The sequence below is a fragment of the Amphritea sp. HPY genome, from assembly GCF_050870985.1.
Taxonomy (GTDB): domain Bacteria; phylum Pseudomonadota; class Gammaproteobacteria; order Pseudomonadales; family Balneatricaceae; genus Amphritea.
The window spans coordinates 1,655,918-1,676,282 of the sequence record NZ_CP194015.1; the positions used below are offsets into that span (position 1 = coordinate 1,655,918).

General features: G+C 48.6%; 18 protein-coding genes. 6 read left to right on the forward strand and 12 right to left on the reverse strand.

The genetic code is table 11. The features are described from left to right. The first annotated feature begins 56 nt into the window (after nucleotides 1-56). From ACQUQM_RS07480 to speD, 4 genes are all read left to right on the forward strand, one after another. Nucleotides 57-932, forward strand: coding sequence for a LysR family transcriptional regulator (locus tag ACQUQM_RS07480; protein WP_432473858.1), 876 nt, complete (start codon nucleotides 57-59; stop codon nucleotides 930-932). A 75-nt stretch (nucleotides 933-1,007) separates the two neighbouring features. Then, on the forward strand, nucleotides 1,008-1,964 hold the full coding sequence (locus tag ACQUQM_RS07485; protein WP_432473859.1) for a poly(R)-hydroxyalkanoic acid synthase subunit PhaE: 957 nt from the start codon (nucleotides 1,008-1,010) through the stop codon (nucleotides 1,962-1,964). 4 nt (nucleotides 1,965-1,968) lie between these two features. Then, nucleotides 1,969-3,042: a class III poly(R)-hydroxyalkanoic acid synthase subunit PhaC gene (gene phaC, locus ACQUQM_RS07490; protein WP_432473860.1), complete on the forward strand. Its 1,074-nt coding sequence runs from the start codon at nucleotides 1,969-1,971 to the stop codon at nucleotides 3,040-3,042. Nucleotides 3,043-3,315: 273 nt separating this feature from the next. Then, complete coding sequence (gene speD, locus ACQUQM_RS07495) at nucleotides 3,316-4,125, forward strand: adenosylmethionine decarboxylase (protein ID WP_432473861.1); 810 nt, start codon at nucleotides 3,316-3,318, stop codon at nucleotides 4,123-4,125. A gap of 77 nt (nucleotides 4,126-4,202) precedes the next feature. Here speD and ACQUQM_RS07500 read toward each other — a convergent pair whose 3' ends face one another. From ACQUQM_RS07500 to prmB, 9 genes are all read right to left on the reverse strand, one after another. Beyond that, entirely contained in the window at nucleotides 4,203-6,641 is a 2,439-nt protein-coding gene (locus ACQUQM_RS07500; protein WP_432473862.1) for a putative Ig domain-containing protein, read from the reverse strand. Between the two features lie 223 nt (nucleotides 6,642-6,864). Next, nucleotides 6,865-8,256, reverse strand: a complete 1,392-nt coding sequence (locus tag ACQUQM_RS07505) for an HlyD family type I secretion periplasmic adaptor subunit (RefSeq protein ID WP_432473863.1) — start codon at nucleotides 8,254-8,256, stop codon at nucleotides 6,865-6,867. Between the two features lie 24 nt (nucleotides 8,257-8,280). Then, nucleotides 8,281-10,485, reverse strand: coding sequence for a type I secretion system permease/ATPase (locus ACQUQM_RS07510; protein WP_432473864.1), 2,205 nt, complete (start codon nucleotides 10,483-10,485; stop codon nucleotides 8,281-8,283). Nucleotides 10,486-10,843: 358 nt separating this feature from the next. Then, nucleotides 10,844-11,332: a polyhydroxyalkanoate synthesis repressor PhaR gene (gene phaR, locus ACQUQM_RS07515; protein WP_432473865.1), complete on the reverse strand. Its 489-nt coding sequence runs from the start codon at nucleotides 11,330-11,332 to the stop codon at nucleotides 10,844-10,846. Between the two features lie 50 nt (nucleotides 11,333-11,382). Beyond that, complete coding sequence (locus ACQUQM_RS07520; RefSeq protein WP_432473866.1) at nucleotides 11,383-11,640, reverse strand: DUF6489 family protein; 258 nt, start codon at nucleotides 11,638-11,640, stop codon at nucleotides 11,383-11,385. 144 nt (nucleotides 11,641-11,784) lie between these two features. Continuing rightward, on the reverse strand, nucleotides 11,785-12,942 hold the full coding sequence (locus ACQUQM_RS07525) for an MFS transporter (RefSeq protein ID WP_432473867.1): 1,158 nt from the start codon (nucleotides 12,940-12,942) through the stop codon (nucleotides 11,785-11,787). Between the two features lie 106 nt (nucleotides 12,943-13,048). Continuing rightward, a complete protein-coding gene (gene speE / locus ACQUQM_RS07530) occupies nucleotides 13,049-13,900 on the reverse strand; it encodes a polyamine aminopropyltransferase (RefSeq protein WP_432473868.1) in 852 nt (283 codons plus the stop codon). 144 nt (nucleotides 13,901-14,044) lie between these two features. After that, nucleotides 14,045-15,133 (reverse strand): chorismate synthase, encoded by a 1,089-nt coding sequence (gene aroC, locus ACQUQM_RS07535; protein WP_432473869.1) that lies wholly within the window; start codon nucleotides 15,131-15,133, stop codon nucleotides 14,045-14,047. A 146-nt stretch (nucleotides 15,134-15,279) separates the two neighbouring features. Beyond that, nucleotides 15,280-16,197: a 50S ribosomal protein L3 N(5)-glutamine methyltransferase gene (prmB, locus tag ACQUQM_RS07540; protein WP_432473870.1), complete on the reverse strand. Its 918-nt coding sequence runs from the start codon at nucleotides 16,195-16,197 to the stop codon at nucleotides 15,280-15,282. A 93-nt stretch (nucleotides 16,198-16,290) separates the two neighbouring features. On the opposite strand from prmB, the gene ACQUQM_RS07545 reads away from it, so the two are divergent. Both ACQUQM_RS07545 and folE read left to right on the forward strand, forming a co-directional pair. Beyond that, nucleotides 16,291-16,857 (forward strand): Smr/MutS family protein, encoded by a 567-nt coding sequence (locus ACQUQM_RS07545; protein WP_432473871.1) that lies wholly within the window; start codon nucleotides 16,291-16,293, stop codon nucleotides 16,855-16,857. A gap of 124 nt (nucleotides 16,858-16,981) precedes the next feature. Continuing rightward, nucleotides 16,982-17,521: a GTP cyclohydrolase I FolE gene (folE, locus tag ACQUQM_RS07550; protein WP_432473872.1), complete on the forward strand. Its 540-nt coding sequence runs from the start codon at nucleotides 16,982-16,984 to the stop codon at nucleotides 17,519-17,521. Nucleotides 17,522-17,620: 99 nt separating this feature from the next. On the opposite strand, the gene ACQUQM_RS07555 is transcribed toward folE, so the two are convergent. Genes ACQUQM_RS07555 through ACQUQM_RS07565 form a run of 3 tightly spaced genes read right to left on the reverse strand, consistent with a single transcriptional unit; the run spans nucleotide 17,621 to nucleotide 20,324 of the window. Further along, a complete protein-coding gene (locus ACQUQM_RS07555) occupies nucleotides 17,621-18,535 on the reverse strand; it encodes a patatin-like phospholipase family protein (protein WP_432473873.1) in 915 nt (304 codons plus the stop codon). A 12-nt stretch (nucleotides 18,536-18,547) separates the two neighbouring features. After that, nucleotides 18,548-19,423, reverse strand: coding sequence for a DUF4892 domain-containing protein (locus tag ACQUQM_RS07560; RefSeq protein ID WP_432473874.1), 876 nt, complete (start codon nucleotides 19,421-19,423; stop codon nucleotides 18,548-18,550). A gap of 31 nt (nucleotides 19,424-19,454) precedes the next feature. After that, a complete protein-coding gene (locus ACQUQM_RS07565; RefSeq protein WP_432473875.1) occupies nucleotides 19,455-20,324 on the reverse strand; it encodes an alpha/beta fold hydrolase in 870 nt (289 codons plus the stop codon). Between the last annotated feature and the right edge of the window lie 41 nt (nucleotides 20,325-20,365).

Consider the following 20,365-nt stretch of genomic DNA (forward strand, 5'->3'; position numbering starts at 1 on the left):
CTTTGCATTCCAATTAGGAATAGATAGTCTTGTTAGATCTTACTCAGGAATAACTTATGGATACCAGCTCATTACAGGCCTTTGTTACTGTTGCCGAAACCAGCTCATTTTCCCGTGCAGCCGAGCAGATGTTCCTCACCCAGTCGGCGATCAGCAAACGTATATCGATATTGGAGCAGCAACTCGACAGCCGCCTGTTTGACCGCATCGGCCGCAGCACCAATCTGACTGAAGCGGGCCAGGATCTGCTGCCCCGTGCCCGTCGCATTCTAATGGAACTGACTGACGCACGCCGCTCGCTGAATAACCTGAGCGGCGAAATTGGTGGCACTCTTTCAATTGCCGCCAGTCACCATATCAGCCTGCACCGCTTGCCGCCTATTTTGCGTCAGTTTGCCAGCGAATGCCCGCAAGTGACTCTGGACCTGCGTTTTGATGAATCCGAGATCGCCTACGATAACGTTCTTAAAGGTAATCTTGAGATAGCCCTGATCACATTGTCGCCCCATCCGGATGCCAGGATTCTGCCCCAAACTATCTGGCAGGACCGGTTACGTTACGTTGTCGCACCGGATCACCCCCTGGCTCAACTAAAAACAGTATCCCTTGAACAGCTAACCGGCTACCCCGCTATATTACCGGGCAGTACCACGTTTACCCGCCAGATAGCTGAACATCAGTTTTCTGAACTTGGCCTGAGCCCCGACATCGCTATGTCAACCAACTACCTGGATACCATCCGCATGATGGTGGAGATCGGCCTGGGTTGGTCCCTGCTGCCTGAAACAATGACTAAGAACGGCCTCACAGTGCTCAAAGCTGACACGCCACCAGTAATCCGCGAACTGGGTTATATCGTCCATCGTGAACGCACCCTGAGTAATGCCGCACGGCATTTTATCGACCTGCTACAACGCGCCTCGCAGCAATGAGATTGAATAAAAGGGTTCATAAACCCGATGCAGTTCTTTAATATAATCAACACTTATCATGTATAGGAACAGATCATGACCGACCGCTCTGACACAGGCGCTGAATACTGGCTGAAGGAACAGCTACAGCGCTGGCAGGACATTGCTCAGGGCATTACCCCTCAAGGTAACGAGCAGTGGCAAAAATTTATGAGCGGCTTTGACGGGCAAAGCTTCCCTGACTTGTCGGAACAGCAGGCGGAACTGCTGAACCTCGTTAAACGTCAGTCCGAACATTACACCGTATTCTCTGAATCATTGCTCAAGCCAGATCCAGCTGATTTTAATGCAGAGCAATTTGCAGAACGTTTTCAGAAGTATATGCAACAGCAATGCAATGAAATGCTGGGAAAGCAGTGGAACCTGCCGGAGCCTTTTGCCTCGCTGATCAAAAGCACCCCGCTCAGCGCAGAATCAGTTAAAAAGATTCCGTTACGGGAACTGTTAGAGCAGCTGGCTCAGTCACCTGATATTGGCAGTGGGCCGTTCGGTCAAATACAAAACCCAGGGCAGATGAGGGATATTTCTCAGGCGCTGCTTGATTATCAGGACGCCCTGATTGGATACCTGGAGCAATATGACCAGATCTTCAATCAAACCGGTGTCGAACTTAAACAAATTTTGCAACAGGATGACACCGAAATCGACAGCATAAAAGCGCTGCACAATCTGTGGGTTGACTGTTACGAAAAAGCCTATAAAGACACTGTTTTTACCGATAGCTATCAAACCAGTCATGGTCGTATCAGCAATAGCTTGATGCAGGTCCGCAAACTGGCCTTCAGCATCCGCGACAAGAAACTACAGGAGTTCGGCTTTGTTACCCGAGAGGAACTCAACAGCACTCTCAAACAACAACACAGGATGCGTAAGCAGTTGCGCCAGCAGCAACAAGAGATCACTGAACTGCGTTTACAGATCGACGAGCTGGTAGAGGCATTAAAACAGTCTCCTGCAGACAATAAAATGAAAACCTCCAGGAAACGGAGTTAGACCTGTGAGCGGTATTAATTTCACCCCGGAAAATGTCGCCGCTGAGCTGAGCCAGTTCAGCGAAAAGCTGGTACAAAGCTATAACACTCTGCAAGACCTGGGTGAAGTTCAGGTTGGTCAGACTACCAAAGACATTATCTATAGCGAAGACAAGCTAAAGCTATACCACTATCACGCAGAAAAGACCCCAGGCCGTAAACGCTGTAAAACCCCATTGCTTATCTGCTACGCCCTGGTTAACCGACCCTACATGGTTGATCTGGATCCGCAACGATCCTTTGTCAAGCGCCTGCTTGAACTGGGTATCGACGTTTATCTGATCGACTGGGGCTACCCGGATGCCGCTGATCGTTATCTGGATATGGATGACTATATCAACTGTTACATCAGCAACTGCGTCGACCAGGTACTACAGTACAGCAGTCAGCAACAGATCAACCTGCTGGGAATCTGCCAGGGCGGCGCGCTTAGTCTGTGTTATACCGCTCTGAATCCTGACAAGATTAAAAACATTGTGACTATGGTCACCCCGGTAGATTTTCAGACTCCGGACAATATGCTCAGCCACCTGGCCCAACAGATCGATGTCGACCTTGCGGTCGAAACCTACGGCAATATCCCAGGCGCCATGCTTAATGACGCTTACAACTCCCTGATGCCGATGCGTTTAGGTATCCAGAAAAATCTTAATATTCCGCAGCAGCTTAAAGACCAGGCCTCGGCCCTTAACTTCCTGCGCATGGAAAAATGGATCTATGACAGCCCAGACCAGGCTGGCGAGATGTTCCGCCAATTTGTGCAGCAGTTCTTTAAGCAGAATGGCTTTTTGAATGGCCAGATCACCGCCGGCAACAGAAAAGTCGATCTGAAACAGATTAGCCAGCCTATTTTGAATGTATTTGGCAGTTTCGATCACCTTGTGCCACCCGATGCCTCCCGAGCACTTAAAGGCCTGACCAGCAGCTCAGATTACACCGAGTATGAGATCGCTTCAGGGCATATAGGCGTGTTCGTATCCGGCAGGTCTCAGCAGGAAGTCGCTCCCACTATTGCCGACTGGCTAAAACAGCAAGATTAGTCGATACCGCTTACCCATTCGCTCTGCCACGTCCGGTTAATATTGCAAATATTTCTCTTTTTCTCAGACAGATTCTCATCTAAAATCCGCCCTTTATTTTCCAACCGGCTATGCTGAAGTCGCCAGAAAGCGTTATGAGCGCAGATCAGAGAAGGCAAAAGCCTGAGCAAAAGCGGAGTTTACTCTAGTAAATGAGCACTTTGATCAGGCTTTTAACGCACTATGGTCAAGCGCAATAGCTTTATGTCGGCTTCTTATTTGGAGTTTACGAAGTTGCCTACCAACGGAAAAATCAAGCTACAGGGCTTTAACAATCTTACCAAGAGCCTTAGCTTCTGTATCTACGACGTATGCTACGCCAACACCGCAGAGCAGAAAGCGGAATATATCGAGTATATCGACGAACAATACAGTGCCGATCGCCTGACCGAAATACTATCCGAAGCCTGTGAAATCATCGGCGCTACGGTGTTGAATATTGCCCGCCAGGACTATGAGCCACAAGGCGCCAGCGTAACCATCCTGGTTGCCGAAGAGCCTCTAAAAGATTCAGAAAAAGTAGATACCACTGAAAAGCCAGGCCCACTGCCCGACTCCGTTGTGGCTCACCTGGACAAGAGCCACATCTGCGTGCACACCTATCCGGAAGCGCACCCCGATCATGGCATCTGCACTTTCAGGGCGGACATTGAAGTCTCTACCTGCGGCATTATTTCGCCACTAAAAGCGTTGAACTACCTGATTCATAAACTTGAATCGGATATTGTTACCATGGATTACCGGGTCCGCGGCTTCACCCGCGATGTACAGGGTGTTAAGCACTATATTGATCACGACATCAATTCTATCCAAAACTTTATCAGCCAGGATATCCGTGACCAGTACCAGATGGTCGATGTAAACGTGTATCAGGAAAACATCTTCCATACCAAGATGCTGCTGAATGATTTCAATCTGGATACCTACCTGTTTGGCACCACCACCGAAGAACTGACCGGGCTTGAAGTGAAAGAGATTACCGAGCGTCTGTACAAAGAGATGAACGAAATATTTTATGGCCGTAATATCCCAGACATGAACTAATACTGGTTAGCTACCGGCACCATTAATAAAAAGCCCGCTCTCAGAGCGGGCTTTTTTTTAACATCAGAGCACACTAATCAGGCTGACCAATGTTGTGCCAGAATCGGCTCAAGCTGCTGCCTGGCATCATCCGACACCACTCCACCAATGCCGGCTGGCACGTCAAAGGATGCCATCGCCTGCACCAGCGCTTCAACGCCGGAATCGGTAATGGTTGCACCGTTAATATTAATCTCTTCAATCTTGTAGATATTATCACTGTGATACCAATCCTGGATCTCGATCTGGTCGTCAGTACCAACAACGTTGACCAATAAAGTGTCGTCATTTCGGCTGAACCATAATTGATCAGTCGCATCGATATCGTTGAAGCTAAAGACATCTTTATCGGTGCTCAGACGCTCTTCATCGAGCACTATGTCGGCACCGTCACCGGCACGGAAAATATAGGTATCACTGCCACCACCGCCGTATAACTCATCATTACCGGCACCTCCCAGCAGCTCATCCGCAGCTGACTCACCAGCCAGAGTATCGTCACCGTTACCACCGGAAAGCTTGTCGTAACCGTAACCGCCGCGCAGGGTATCGTTACCGTCACCACCAAACAGGACATCATTGCCTTCGCCGCCATTCAGAGAGTCTGAACCAACTCCACCACTCAGCGCATCGCGGTTATAGCCACCTTCCAGACGATCATTACCGGAACCACCCACTAACAGATCGTTACCGTCATCACCTTTCAGAACATCGGTGCCATTTCCGCCAACCAGAGTATCATTGCCAAAGCCGCCCTGGAGCTTATCGTTGCCACCTTTGCCATTGATGAATTCAGCGCTATCATCACCACTCAACTTGTTACGACGCCGGTTGCCGTTAATCTTTTTAGATGCTTCATTCAGCCCAAGCACAAAATCATCGGACACCGACAGACCACCAGCATCGGTGGCTGCAACCAGTAATTCTAAAGCACCCGGCTCAAAACCTGCGGGGACATTACCCTTTAACTTACCGGTTACCGCATTAAAAATAAGCCAGTCCGGCAGCTCTTCACCATTACTCTGCTTTATTGAGTAGGTCAGCGCATCGCCATCAGGATCGATAAAAGTATCCGTGGGAATAGTCCAGCTGAACGAGTCACCCTTATCACGAATAAGGTCCGGCAGCTCAATATTCATCTCCGGGGGATGATTGATCAGCTTATCGATCACCTCGTGACAAGGTATCACCGTGCTGTCACCAAACTCGATAAATTCGATACAGTAACCATCATGACCCAGCATATTTTCGATCAGTATACTGTCGGCCGGGCCATTGGCATTATTAATCGTCAGCAGAACATGATCACCCTGCGCCGAGAAAGCAACATCATCAACGCTGATTTCAGGGGACAGTATCAGCCGATCGATAGTGTTATAGCCAGCAGTATTATCATCATTGATAACGTCGTGGCCATCACCCCGCGCAAACAGGTAGGTATCACTGCCGGTCCAGCCTTCAAGCCGGTCGTTTCCAGTGCCGCCGATAATAGTATTATTAAAGACGTTAATCAGGCCATCGATCCGGGTGATTGTGATCGTGTCATCTCCGGCACCGCCATCCATATAGTTATGGCCTTCACCATCAAACAGAATGTCGTCTCCGTCGCCACCGAAGGTCTCGTCATTACCGCCCCCACCAGCCAGAATATCATTACCGCCGTCACCGTGAACTGAGTCATTACCGGCATTACCAAACACCCGGTCATCCCCCTCCCCGCCGTGCAACTCATCAATACCCACACTACCGTTCAACAGGTCCTGACCGTCACCGCCATCGAGGTAATCATTACCCAGTGATGCATTCAGAGTATCATCACCCTCCTCACCGTAGAGCAGATCAAAACCATCACCACCGTTCAGGGTATCGTTACCGGTACCGCCATAGATACTGTCGATTCCGTTACCGCCGTGCAGAGTATCATTACCCGCACCGCCGTAAATGATATCGTTGCCGTCATCGCCGCGGACAAAATCATCACCGTCGCCAGCATCAATAGAATCATGCCCGGCATCACCGAAGATACGATCATTACCACCGTAACCGAAAATAAAGTCATTATTTACAGTACCGCGCAGCGTATCATCATTCTCAGTACCTTCAATTACCTCCCCCATCCCTGGAAATGAAGGCGCAGAAGAGGCAACCGTATCGGCTGCACTTGCTGCTGATACAGAAGCCGTACCAACAACAGGCTTAGCCACAACACTGCTTACGACCCCGGTAACAGACAGATCAGCATCCTGCGAGCCTGCAACGATCGATTCAGCACGTTGCGATGCACTAACAGCAAGATCTGAAGAAGACAGCACCGACGCTCCCGCTGGCTCTATCTCAACCTGCTCAGTGAGACTCACGCCTCCGGTATAGATTTTTGCTGAGGAATCAGCACCCTGCACCAGACCCGATAACGGGTCTTGCATAATCGCAGACTGAACTATCAACGCGTCCCGCTGCTTTTTATCATAGTCAGACATCACTTTGTCTCCTTGTGTTTACCCTGCCGCCTAGACGACAATATGCCTGAACAGAACCAGCCTGAGTATCGATCTCAATATCAGATCTCGCCGAATCCATTCGCGATTTTATTTACCGACTGTCGACTCATATAACTCAGCCTTATCCAACCGGACCTTCTTCTCTTGCAATATATGCTTCGAAACCAACGATAAAACACATAACCTCTGTGTTTACTTCTCCTCAGCGCTCCCTTGCACTCTCATTCTTATACCGTAACAGCGGCGTGAGGATAAACTCAATCAGGTACCGCTTACCGGTTTTAACTTCGGCAGTGACACTCATACCGGGCACCAGATCAACCTCACGACCATCGACCCAAAGTGCTTTTTTATCCATCAACAATCGCGTTTTGTAAATCAGACCGCGCTTCTCATCGGCTACCGCATCGCTAGATACGTTATCTACCCGGGCTTCGATAATTCCATATTTAGTAAATGGAAAAGTATGCACCTTAATTTCTGAATTCTGCCCCTGATGGACAAAGCCAATATCCTTATTCTCAAGCCATGCCTCAACCATCAACTGCTGATTCTCAGGAATTATCTTCATCAACTGCTGCGCAGGGGTTACAACGCCACCAACGGTATGCACCGCAAGCTCCTGAACTACACCATTAACCGGCGCTAACAACACCTGCTTACGATTCAGATCACGCGCCTTATTCAACTCTTCAGACATAGACGCGAATTGGCGATCAAGCTCTATCAGCTGCTGCAGATTCTCACTACGGGTTTGCGCAATAAGAGACTCCTGTTGCTGACGCAACTCTTCCAGCTGAGCATCAAGCTGTACATTACGAGCCTTTGAAGCCACCAGATCGTGTTTTTGCTCAACCCGCTCCTGCTCAAGTTCAAGAAACTGAACCCGGGCTGCCATCTTCTTCGCCATCAAAGAGCTTAACGCATCCACTCGCTGAGCAATTAAAGGAAGCGTCGATTGTAACTTACTGATCACAGCACCATTCATATCCCGCTCAGCAGCCTTATCCAGTATGCGCTGATCAAGCCGGGACAACTCAGCACGAAAGCCGGCTATCTGCTGCTTCAAAAGAGAACTTTGTGTAGACTTTTCAGCAGCTGAAATACCCTCGGGCCAATCGATCAGCGGGATAGCGCCAGATTTAAACTGCTCGGTTAGCAACGCCACGAAATAGCGCATACGCTCTGCATTGATACGGTTCTGATGAACCTCCAGGCTAAGGCGGTGCAGATCTGCAGCTGTCTGAGTACGATCGAGAATAATAAGTGGCTCGCCCTGTTTCACCACTTGCCCCTCGGCGACCAGAATCTCTGCCACCACACCTCTCTCATACGGCTGAATCTGCTTAACCTGACCGAAAGGAACTATCTTACCTTCGGCCGTTGCCACGATATTAACCTGACCAAAACAAGCCCATATTATTCCGACAGTAAACAAAACTATCAGTAACCAGGCGGTTATGCGCCCCAGCGGATGGGGTGGCCGTTCCTGTATTTCCAGGGCCGCCGGCAAAAAGTCCAGCTCCTGTTTTTGAAGCTTTTCATCCCCCAGAGTAGAGCGGGACTGCCATGCATTTTTGAGTTTTTCGAACATCCTTATTCTCTTCTCTTTTCAGGCTTAGCTGGTTATCGGGTTGCTGCCTGCAGGCTCTTTGCGTATTGAAGGAACGCCTGACTGATAACCATGCAAGGTAGAGTAATAACCCTTCATTGCCAATAGCTGATCGTGACTTCCAGACTCCACAATCTGTCCTTTTTCGACGACGATAATGCGATCGCACTGACGCACTGTCGAGAGCCGGTGAGCAATGATAAATACAGTTCGGTTACGACAGATTGCCGTCATATTATTTTGGATAATCCGCTCGGATTCATAATCCAGAGCACTGGTTGCCTCATCAAAAATCAGCACCCTAGGATCGGTGATTAACGCACGCGCTATTGCGATTCGCTGACGCTGGCCGCCTGATAAGTTACAACCATGTTCGCCTACGGGGTTATCATAGCCTTCCGGCAGTTCAAGAATAAATTCATGCGCGCCCGCTAATTTTGCAGCCCTTACTACAGCTTCCATCGGCAGGCCCGGGTTGGCCAGAGCAATATTCTCTCTGATCGAGCGATTGAATAGAAAGTTCTCTTGTAACACTACTCCGATGTTGCGCCGCAGCCAGGCAGTATCGACCATCGCAAGATCGACACCATCAACTAACACCCTGCCATTTTCCGGAATATACATCCGTTGAATAAGCTTAGTGAGGGTACTTTTACCAGAACCTGAGCGGCCAACGATCCCGATCACCTCACCGGGCCTGATATCCAGGGATACATTATTAAGTATCTGCGGCCCGTCCTGGCGATAGCGGAAACTGGTATTATCGAAACTTACCCGCCCCTTCAACTCAGGCAAAGTACTGCGGTTAGGATTGTAACCAGGCTCTTTAGGGGTATTCAGAATATCACCCAGGCGTTTAACGGAAATACCAGCCTGCTGAAAATCCTGCCACAACTGAACCAACTTAAGAATCGGTCCTGAGACACGCCCGGCTATCATATTAAACGCCACCAGCTGACCGACAGACAACGAACCATCGATAACCAGGTGTGCTCCCCACCAGATAATCAGCAGCGTGGTAATCTTGTTGATGAAGCCCGCTATCTGATTGGCAACATTATTCAGGTTATTGGCCCGGAAAGAAGCGGTCACATAGAGAGATAGCTGATCCTCCCATTTACGTTGCATCTGTGGCTCTACCGACATCGCTTTCAGGGTCTCAACCCCGGTAACCGCTTCAACCAGAAACGCCTGATTCTCGGCCCCGTGCTTAAACTTCTCATCGAGGCGATGACGTAAGATCGGCGTAATATAGATCGACAGCGCGATATAAAACGGCAACGTACCCAAAACAATCAGGGTTAATGTCGGGCTGTAGAACCAGAGCACTGCAAAAAACACAACGGTGAACAGCAGATCAATCACCAACGTTAGCGCGGAACCGGTTATAAAGTTACGTATCGTTTCCAACTCGCGAACCCGGGCGACACTCTGACCAACCTGACGGGATTCGAAATATGCCAGCGGTAGCGAAACCAGGTGATTAAACAGTTTCGCCCCTAACTCGACATCCACCCTGTTGGTGGTATGAGAAAAAATATAGGTTCGCAACCCGCCCAGCACCGCATCAAACAGCGCCACCACCACAAAACCAAAAGCCAGCACATCCAGAGTAGTAAAGCCCTTATGTACCAGAACCTTATCCATCACCACCTGAAAGAACAGAGGCGTTACCAGGGCAAATAACTGGAGAAAAAAAGAGATCAGCAGAACTTCGGCGAACAGCTTGCGGTATTTAACCAGTGAAGGGATAAACCAGCTCAAATCAAATTCTTTAAAGCTATCCAGCAAACCGCCCCGCCGGGTCAGTAAAATAAGCCGCCCATCCCAAACCGCCTCTAGCCCTTCCCGCGATAGCGCCTCGGGCTGAGACGCTCCAGCCCGCAGAATAAGGGCCTTATCTGCATCGACGCTCTTTTCTGTCCCGCTTTCATGGCTCGACACCCGGGCCAAAACAAAAAATTCGCCTTCATTATCGATACCTATTGCTGGCAGGCTTGAGTTATTAAGGCGACTGAAATTGGTTTCAAGTTGGCGGGCCTTTAAACCAAGCTTTTTAGCTGCGCGCAAAAGCTCCAGCGAGCCGAACGGCTTACCTGGTGTTGCAAACTGATGTTGAAGCTGCTGCGGCTCTGCCGGTTGGCCATGAACCCGGAGAATAGTGACTAAAGCGAATAAACCGCTATCAATAGCGTCTTGTTGCTGATCCATAAATTAGCATCATCCTTGGTGCTAGAAAAATTCCATTTATACGTGCTACACAGAATGTTACAGATATATATTGAGAGACTGGTCAACAATCTTTGTAAATATCGATATCTGAATATCCCTATCAATGTATAAACTGGATTACCGCATTGAATCAGGAACGACACTGTGTAACAGGTTTACGGCAAAAAAACCGCAATATGCTGATAGCATAACCTATCGTATAACAATGTCTAGATTTTAAACAAATTAATATTAAAATTAAAAGACCTCTATCTTATAAAACATAAGCTTACTGAATTACAATCAAACGAAAACACAAAAAAAGCCGCTCTTGGCGGCTTTTTCAATACAGCAACAACTACTTATCTTTCGCTTCACCATTGGCCGCTGACGTATCCGGTTTTGGCGGCTCTTCTCCAGCTTCGCCCGGCGGGGTAAACATATTCCACATCGCCATATTCTGATCAGCGATTTTATTCATCACATTCAATGGGTTGGTCACGCCCATCATATTCTGCATCTGTTCACGAATCCGCTCCTGATGCTCAATAAATGTAGAGATACTCTGCTCCAGGTACTGACTCATCATGCCCTGCATACTATCGCCATAAAAGCGGATCAGTTGCTGTAACACCTGATTGGTAAGCAAAGTACCGTGCCCCATCGCTTCCTGCTCACTAATAATTTGTAGCAGAATATTACGAGTCAGGTCCGCTCCGGTTTTTGAATCCTGAACCTGGAATACTTCCTGATTCAGCACTAACTGCTTCACATCTTCCAGGGTGATATAGCAGCTGCGAGAGGTGTCATACAGACGTCGATTGGTATACTTTCTTAAAATTCGCAAAATATCATCTCTCTAATAGTGCACTTTTTATCTCTGTACCCAGTCCGTTGCTAGTCAGAGCTTTTTTTACTGCCACCGGTATATGAGGTCATCATATTCATCAGCATTTTTTGTATCGTATCCATAGAGCCCAGGCTATTAGCCATATAAGGCTGAAACAGGGTCAGCGGGTCATAACCTTCAGCACCCGCCTCCATTCGCTCCTGGATTTTCTGCATCATCTCTTTCTGGAAAGTCTCAACGTCTGGCAGACCTAATACTTTACGGAGTTCTTCAGGCGTCATCTCAACATCGATTTTGAAATTCATATCCAGCCCTTCGTTTAGAAAAAGACGATTGTTATGCCTGTTGATTATATATTGTAACCAAGCAACTACTTTGCCCGAAAACACTAAATCAACCAAAAATTAATGTATTCCCTAATACTATACCAACTGCAGTGCAAAACAAATTTATCGATTCGTTTGTGCACAATTTTCCGGTTTGATCCATATAGTTGCGAGCAACACTGCAACAAACACTGCGCCAGCGGCAGTATAAAATGTTGCGCCTGCACCAAGGGTATCCCAGGCCAATCCACTAACAAGAGCCCCGGCAGCACCACCAAAACCAAATCCAAAACTACTGAACATCGCCTGCCCCTGGCCATGACAGCCCGGTGTAAAATAATGGTGCACTAAGGCTATCCCTACCGCATGCAGTGAGCCAAAAGTGACCGCATGCAACGACTGAGCAAATAACATAAGCGGAAGATTATCCGGCGTAAACCCGATTAACAACCAGCGTAGTACACACAACACCAGACTGATAATCATCACAAATCTAAGACCTAAACGACCGATGATGCGGTGCATGTAGATAAAGATGATAACCTCAGCAATCACGCCAATAGCCCATAACAAGCCGATCTCAACCCTGCTATAACCGAGACTATCCATCAATACTGAATAAAAGGTGTAATACGGACCATGACTAAACTGAATCAGGAAGCAAATAGCAAAAAATGCCAGCACCTGAGGCCGCAGCAACTGCTGCTTAAATCCGCTTTCATTCTGGTCACGCTCTACGGCCTCACCACTAACAAATAGCGAAGACAGCCAGATACAGATCATTAACCCCAGCATAAGATGAGGTAACCAGCGCACCTCTATCAGATCAAGTAGCCAGCCTATACCAACAACCGTTATGATAAATCCGATAGAACCCCATAGCCGAACTCTGCTATACAATTCCGTTCTGGAGCCAAGATGCGTCAACGTAATCACTTCAAATTGAGGTAATACCGCATTCCAGAAGAAGCTAAAACCAGCCATCACCAGGGCAATTCCCCAGGCACTTTCCTGCCAGAAAATTGCGATGAAAATGATGCAGGTAGCCAGCGATCCCAAACGCACAATCGCAACTCGTTGACCCGTGCGATCGGCGACCCAACCCCAGATATTTGGTGCGATGATACGGGACGCCATCAGAATCGACATCAGAATACCGATAGTCTCGGCATTAAAGCCGAAAGATTTCAGATACAAGCTCCAGTATGGAACCAGCGCACCCAGCAACGAAAAATAGAAAAAGTAGAAGCCGGATAGCCGGGTATATGTATTCAGATTCATTCTGTTTTTCAGACCCTATCCAGCATTTAGTCAGATTCACTCTAAGCTAGCACAAATGAAAAAGGGAGACATCAGCCTCCCTTCACAGCAATCCTTCAGAGATCAATCAGTCATCACCTAACACTTCAAGAACATACTGTGGCAGAGCGAAAGAACCGGTATGAATTGCCGGATTGTAGTAACGGGTTTTAATACCGCTCGCAGTGAAGCGCTGAGCAATAGTATCTACCGATTGCTGACGTATAGCCGCATTATCACAACCCCAGGCAAACGTCATTGCGCCGCCAATGTAGGTCGGCACGGCAGCAGTATAGAATGACTGATCAGTAAAGTATGGGCTCAGGCGCTGGCGGGTTGTCAAAACCTCATCTGGCTGCATATACACAACACCATTCTGTGCCACGAATACACCACCATCATTCAGGCAGCGCTTACAACCCTCATAGAATTTACTGCTGAACAACACTTCACCCGGCCCAACAGGATCAGTACAGTCAGATATAATAACGTCATATTTTTCATCGGTCTGGCAAACATAGTCGATTCCATCGCCAATAACGATTTTCGCCCGAGGGTTGTCGTATGCGCCCTGAGAATGATTCGGCAGATACTTAACGCACATGTCGATTACCGCCTGATCGATCTCAACCTGCGTAACAGATTCAACTGAATCATGCTTTAGTACTTCGCGCAACATACCTCCATCGCCACCGCCAATTATCAATACTTTCTTAGCACTGCCGTGGGCCAGAATAGGCACATGAGTCAGCATCTCATGGTAAATGAACTCATCTTTCTCGGTGGTCTGGATAATACCATCCAGCGCCATCACGGTACCGAACATAGGATTTTTGAAAATAATCAGATGCCAGGAATCGGTTTGTTGCTCAAATAGCACCTCTTCCACTGCATATTCCTGTCCATATCCGTTGTAGAGAGTTTCTTTATACGTCGTCATTAATTGTACCTTGTACCTTGTACCTAGTAACTACAAGCCTCTTCTTACGAGACTTATCTGTTCAAAATAAAAGACCCCGTCCGTACCACCGGAAAGGGCCTGATAGTTCACCCAGCTAACTGAGCGCAAAACTATACCGGTTGATTACGCTTTAATTACCGGTGTTGCACATTGCACATCGGCGTTCTGAGCACGATGACGCAGCAGATGATCCATCAACACAATCGCCATCATGGCTTCTGCAATTGGTGTCGCTCGAATACCGACACAAGGATCATGACGCCCCTGAGTTACTACTTCAATCGCTTCACCTTTATCGTTGATGCTACGACCCGGCAGGCGCAAACTCGACGTCGGCTTCAATGCGATATGGGCTGTTATGTCCTGACCAGTGGAGATACCACCGAGGATACCGCCAGCATGATTCGATAAGAAGCCTTCTGGGGTCATCTCATCGCGATGCTCGGTTCCCTTCTGCTCAACCGCGGCAAAACCATCACCGATCTCAATACCTTTAACCGCATTAATACTCATCAATGCATGCGCCAGATCCGCATCCAGCCGATCAAAGATAGGCTCACCCAAGCCAACTGGCACACCGCTGGCATTGACACTGATTTTAGCACCGATGGAGTTGCCCTCTTTACGCAGGGCATCCATGTACTCTTCCATTTCAGCCACTTTACTTGCATCCGGGCAGAAGAATGGGTTCTGCTCTACCTGAGTCCAATCGAAGCTATCGATCTTAATCGGCCCAAGTTGAGAAAGATAACCACGTACCTCAATGCCTTTTTGCGCCAGATATTTTTTAGCTACCGCTCCTGCAGCAACTCGCATCGCAGTTTCACGCGCAGAAGAGCGTCCGCCACCACGGTAGTCCCGGAAACCATATTTGTGGGTATAAACGTAATCAGCGTGCGCCGGACGGAAAGTCTCGGCTATATTGGAATAGTCCTTAGAACGCTGGTCGGTATTCTCAATTAACAGACCGATCGGTGTTCCGGTGGTTTTACCTTCAAATACACCAGACAAAATTTTCACCTCATCCGCCTCTCGACGTTGAGTAGTATGTCGGGATGTTCCCGGCTTACGTCGATCCAGATCACGCTGCAGATCTGCTTCAGACAATTCGATTCCCGGAGGACAACCATCGATAATACAACCCAGTGCCGGACCGTGGCTTTCTCCGAATGTAGTAACTGTAAACAGTTTACCGTAAGTATTTCCTGACATCGTATAGTCCCGAATGTAGTGCCAAATAGAGTGCTAAAAGTAGTGCCAAATCCTGCGCCAAATGTCGTATCTATAAACCGTACTTATATAGAATTCGTACCTGTATAGCGCTGATGATAAATATCAATAAAGTATAACGCGGCTACTCAGATAGAGCTGCAATACTGTTTAACTTCTGCCGCCGTAAGCAGAAATATACCATTACCGCCCTGTTCCAGTTCGACCCAGATAAAAGGGATCTCAGGAAACTGCTGCTGCAGATGCACTTCGCTGTTACCTACTTCAACCACCAGCAAGCCATCATCCGTCAGATACTCTGCCGCTTGTCGCAGAATCTGTTTGGTAATTTCAAGACCATCCGGACCAGACCCCAGCGCAAGACCCGGCTCATGCTGATACTCATCCGGCATACTATCCAGATCTGCCTTATCGACATACGGCGGATTACTCACAATCAGATCATAGCGTCGCCCGGTTAAATTAGAAAACAGGTCGCTTTCTACCGCGTGTACCCGGTCAGTTAACTCGTGGCGCCGAATATTTCTGCGGGCCACTTCAAGGGCATCCCCTGAAATATCAGCTACATCAACTTCAGCTTCTTCAAAAGCATAGGCGCAGACAATGCCGATACAGCCGCTACCGGTACACAGATCCAGAATCCGCTCTACCGGCCCCTCGCGAAACCAGGGAGCAAAATGCTGTTCAATCAGCTCCTGCACCGGAGACCGGGGAATCAATACCCGCTCATCCACGTAAAAAGGTAAGCCAGCATACCAGGCCTCCCCTATTATGTAGGGTAGCGGTCGACGCTGATCGACCCGCTGCACCAGGAAATCCAGCACCCGCTGCTTTTCATCAGTTGTGATGCGAGAGTCCAATAGCTGCTGATCACTGCTCCAAGGCAGGTGCAGTGCACCTAGCACTAACTGCACTGCCTCATCCCACGGATTATCAGTACCATGGCCAAAATAGATGTCGTACTGGTAAAACTGACTCATACTGAAACGGATAAAATCGCGAATAGTATGCAGTTCTTTTACTGTCTGTGCTTGATTGATGGTCATGTCTGGATAGATAATTCGCTCGGATTAAGTTTCAGCCCTGAATGGAACCGTTTACAGGGCCGTATATGTTAATAAATATTGTCTGCGAACGCTATGTCTGAAAAAGATCTTCCAGAAAACGGCGAGTTTGATTTTAGCAGTGCCATGAAGGGCATTACCCGTCATAAGCACGATAAAGCCGATCTCAAAGGAACGCCTGCAAAACTCAGAGCCGCTAACGACGAAACGTCGCGTTATAAAAGACAGATGGCGTCACAGGATGTAGAAGAGCTGGTTGATGGTCTCTCTTCTGAGGTTGTTAAGCTGGTTGAAACCGAAGACGAGTTGATTTACGCAACGCCCGGAGTCCAGCTAAAACTGATGAAGCGTCTGAAGCAGGGACATGTTCCCTGGAACGCGGGGCTTGACCTTCACGGCATGACTCTGGACGACGCCCGCAACGAACTGAGTGGTTTTATCCGGGAATGCAGCAACCAACAGTTTCGCTGCATTATGGTCATCCATGGCAAAGCCTATAGCGGAGAAGGTCAGCAGCCACTGATGAAGTCCTATGTGAATGACTGGCTGCGTCAGATGCCGCAAGTTATAGCCTTTACTTCAGCGCAGCCAAAGGATGGCGGCACCGGTGCACTTTATGTACTGTTGAAACGGCCAAAATAGTCTGATAAAAACTTTACCTAGGGGTCCAGATCACGTACCTTAGCCCCTTTTTCGACGCTGCTGAAATGTTTAGTAGAAAACATGCAAGTGGCCAAGTAATACCAAAACAGGATTTCTCACTGTAATGGAAAAAGAATTCGCAAGCATTATCGAGCAACTGGGTGAAGATGTCAGTCGCCCGGGCCTGGTCGATACACCAAAACGCGCTGCCAAAGCGATGAAGTTTCTGACCCGCGGTTACCAGCAGAGCCTTGATGAAGTTATCAACGGCGCGATGTTCCCCACAGAGAACAGCGAGATGGTTATCGTTAAGGACATCGAACTGTATTCCATGTGTGAGCACCATATGTTGCCGTTTATCGGCAAATGTCACGTGGGTTACATTCCTAATGGCCAGGTCATCGGACTGTCTAAGATCGCCCGTATCGTCGATATGTATGCCCGCCGACTGCAAATCCAGGAAAACATGACCAAAGAGGTCGCCGATGCAATCATGCAGGCGACCGGGGCTGCCGGTGTTGGCGTGGTTATCGAAGCCAAGCACATGTGTATGATGATGCGCGGCATAGAGAAGCAAAACAGCAGTATGAAGACCTCTATGATGCTCGGCATTTTCCGCAGCAATCAGGCAACTCGGACCGAGTTCCTGTCGCTGATCAGGTGAGTCGATTCTGCAGACAGTCAGAGCTGCCATTGATAACTCGATGGTAATAAAAAAGGAGCCCAGGCTCCTTTTTTATTATATCGCCTTCAAGGCTCTTAACTAGCGCAGCCGGCTCGACTCGAGTCTTTCCATCTGCTTACGGGTAATCTCACGACCCAATTCGATCATTTCGGCAGCACGATGAAACTCGTAAAACCGACAGGCATCTTTGGGAATTCCCACCAACAGATCCGGCGGATAGCCTGCCACTTTATATTTACCGAGCGATTCCTGCATCACCTCAACAGCACTGAGTAAAATATCTATACGACCAGTAGCCTTGCTATTACCATTACCGTTTGGCCGCGAATTTTCAACAGCATCAGCTTGAACCTGCTTACCGCTTGCCGTATCAGCATTCCACTCATCGCTAAAGCCAGAACGATTCAGATACTGAGTGTCCGGCAGATTTATCTTAACCTGCTGAGCCTCAGCATTAAGATCAACAGCAATTATAAGATCAGCATGCGCCGCTACAGTCGGAATAATCGGAATGGGATTCAACACACCACCATCCAGCAGGATCCGATCATCCTCAATGACTGGTGTGAAAAAACCCGGCACCGCAATCGATGCCCTTATCGCATCCAGCAGTGAGCCATTCTGGAACCAAACCTCTTTCTGATGGGTGATATCAGTGGACACGGCAGTATAGCTTATTGGCAGATCTTCAATCATCGGATTACCAACGATCTCCCTTAACTTCGCCAGTAAACGCTCGCCACGGATAGTCCCCTCCCCCCGTAACGTGACATCCATCAGTTTGAAAACATCCATCCAGGACAAGCTGGTCACCCAATCACGGTAATCACCAAGGCGCCCACAAGCATAGACCCCACCAACTAATGCCCCCATTGAGCTGCCAGCTATGCAGATGACCTCATAGCCACGCCGCTCTAACTCTTCAATGACTCCGACATGCGCATAACCTCTGGCGCCTCCGCTACCCAGCACCAACGATACCGTGGTCTTCATCAGCTATCCCCCTCAGTACTGCTGAACCCAAACACCAGGACTCGACCTTTGCTCCATGCTTGGAATTAATGGCCCAACCCCCGCTGTTTCAATTCTGTCTTGCTCAACTCCAGCCTCGAGGAGCAACTGCGCGACTCTATCTGCATTAGCCTGGGATGCAAGAATCATATCCATAAGCGATTGTCCTTGGACAGCGGCCATATAACCGGCCAGAACAATCCTGTCTTTATTGTTTTGCAGCAGATATTCAATCAAGGGCTTTACCCCCTCAGCCAGCTTCGCAGGACTACTGAGATCAACTGCCAACCAGCTAAAGCCTTGCTGATGCAGATCGTTAGCTATCGAATCCGCACTCTGCTGTTCAGGCTGAACAATATCTATATGAGCATACACCCTGCGGTTCCCCCGCTTAACTATGTACAGAGCAACATGAGCATCACCAACCCTGGCAGCAAGATATGACTGAGAACGGTCAATACCGTAAAGCTCGGCCACATTAAACATATTATTGGCCCATTGATTACTGCTACCACATTGACGACTGCTGCACTTAAATAGCATCTCGGAATTTTGCTGCTCAAGCTGTGCCAGAAAGTGATCAAAGACATCGGCAGCCCCATGACCATCTGGAATCCGGTACGTAATGCTGGTCAAACGACCTTGTAAACGTATCGACAGCTCCGGCGCTATCACCCCTTCGACCTTTTTCATCGGACCAAGGGCCATAGCATGGTCGGGGACAGAGTCTGTTTGGTAATGAACAATCCAGGACAAGCCATAACGCTGCAGTAATGGATGATCGATCGCACCTGTCTTATCACGGGCTGCGAGCACCGGCTGTACGCAAAATGATAACAGCACCCCTATAACCAGTAATCGCTTCAGCATAACCACTCCTTTGTAAAAATATGATCACCAATCAAACTGCATTGGTCCTTGCCTGTTGTATAAGCTTAGCAATTTGCTGCGCGGCCTGCGGCTCAAGATGCAAATGGTGACCGCCTTTCAGGGTTTGGCTTTGAATATCAGGAAACAGCGAGATACGACGATCACTCTGAGCGACCCCCTTATCACCCAGCACCAGCAGGGTCGGCGCTGCCACCCGGGTAATGAAGCTTTCCACCTGTGATTCCGACAGTCGCATTACAGAAGGCAATACCAGGCTCGGGTCGCTACGCCAGTAAAACCCATCATGCCGCTGAATAATACCCCGCCCAACCAGCCAGCGCGCAGCTTCGTCATCAACCGGAAAGCGACCACTAATTCGAGCAGCAACAGCATCATCCACTGATGCATAAGGCCGCTGCTGACGTTTCTGCATCCGTTTTCGCTTGTTAATCGCCTGAGCAAGTTGCTCAGCCACATCTTTCGGCTCAGTGACTAACGGGGCGATACCTTCGATCAACATGAGTCGGCTGACCCGATCCGGATATGCACCGGCAATCAGAGTCGCGATGCTCGCGCCCATAGAATGGCCAAGGATTTCGAAATGCTCAAGGCCCAACTGATCAGCGACACCCAGCACATCCAGAACATTGTCCCAGATATAGTAAGGCATGGACGCAGGCCTGTGGTCTGAGTAACCATGCCCCATAAGATCAAGTGCTATCAGCCTTACCCCTTTTAATAAAGGCGCCAGACGATTAAACGTAGCAGCATTGTCTAGCCAGCCATGCAATCCAATAACTGGCGTGTCGGAAGGCTTACCCCAGGCCTTTGCAGCAATGAGATGACCATTTACTTCAAAGCGAAGCTCTTCAACTTGTATAGTTTTTTCTTCTGAAACCATCTTACCCGCTTATACGACGTCGGCTTATTCGATACCCCAGC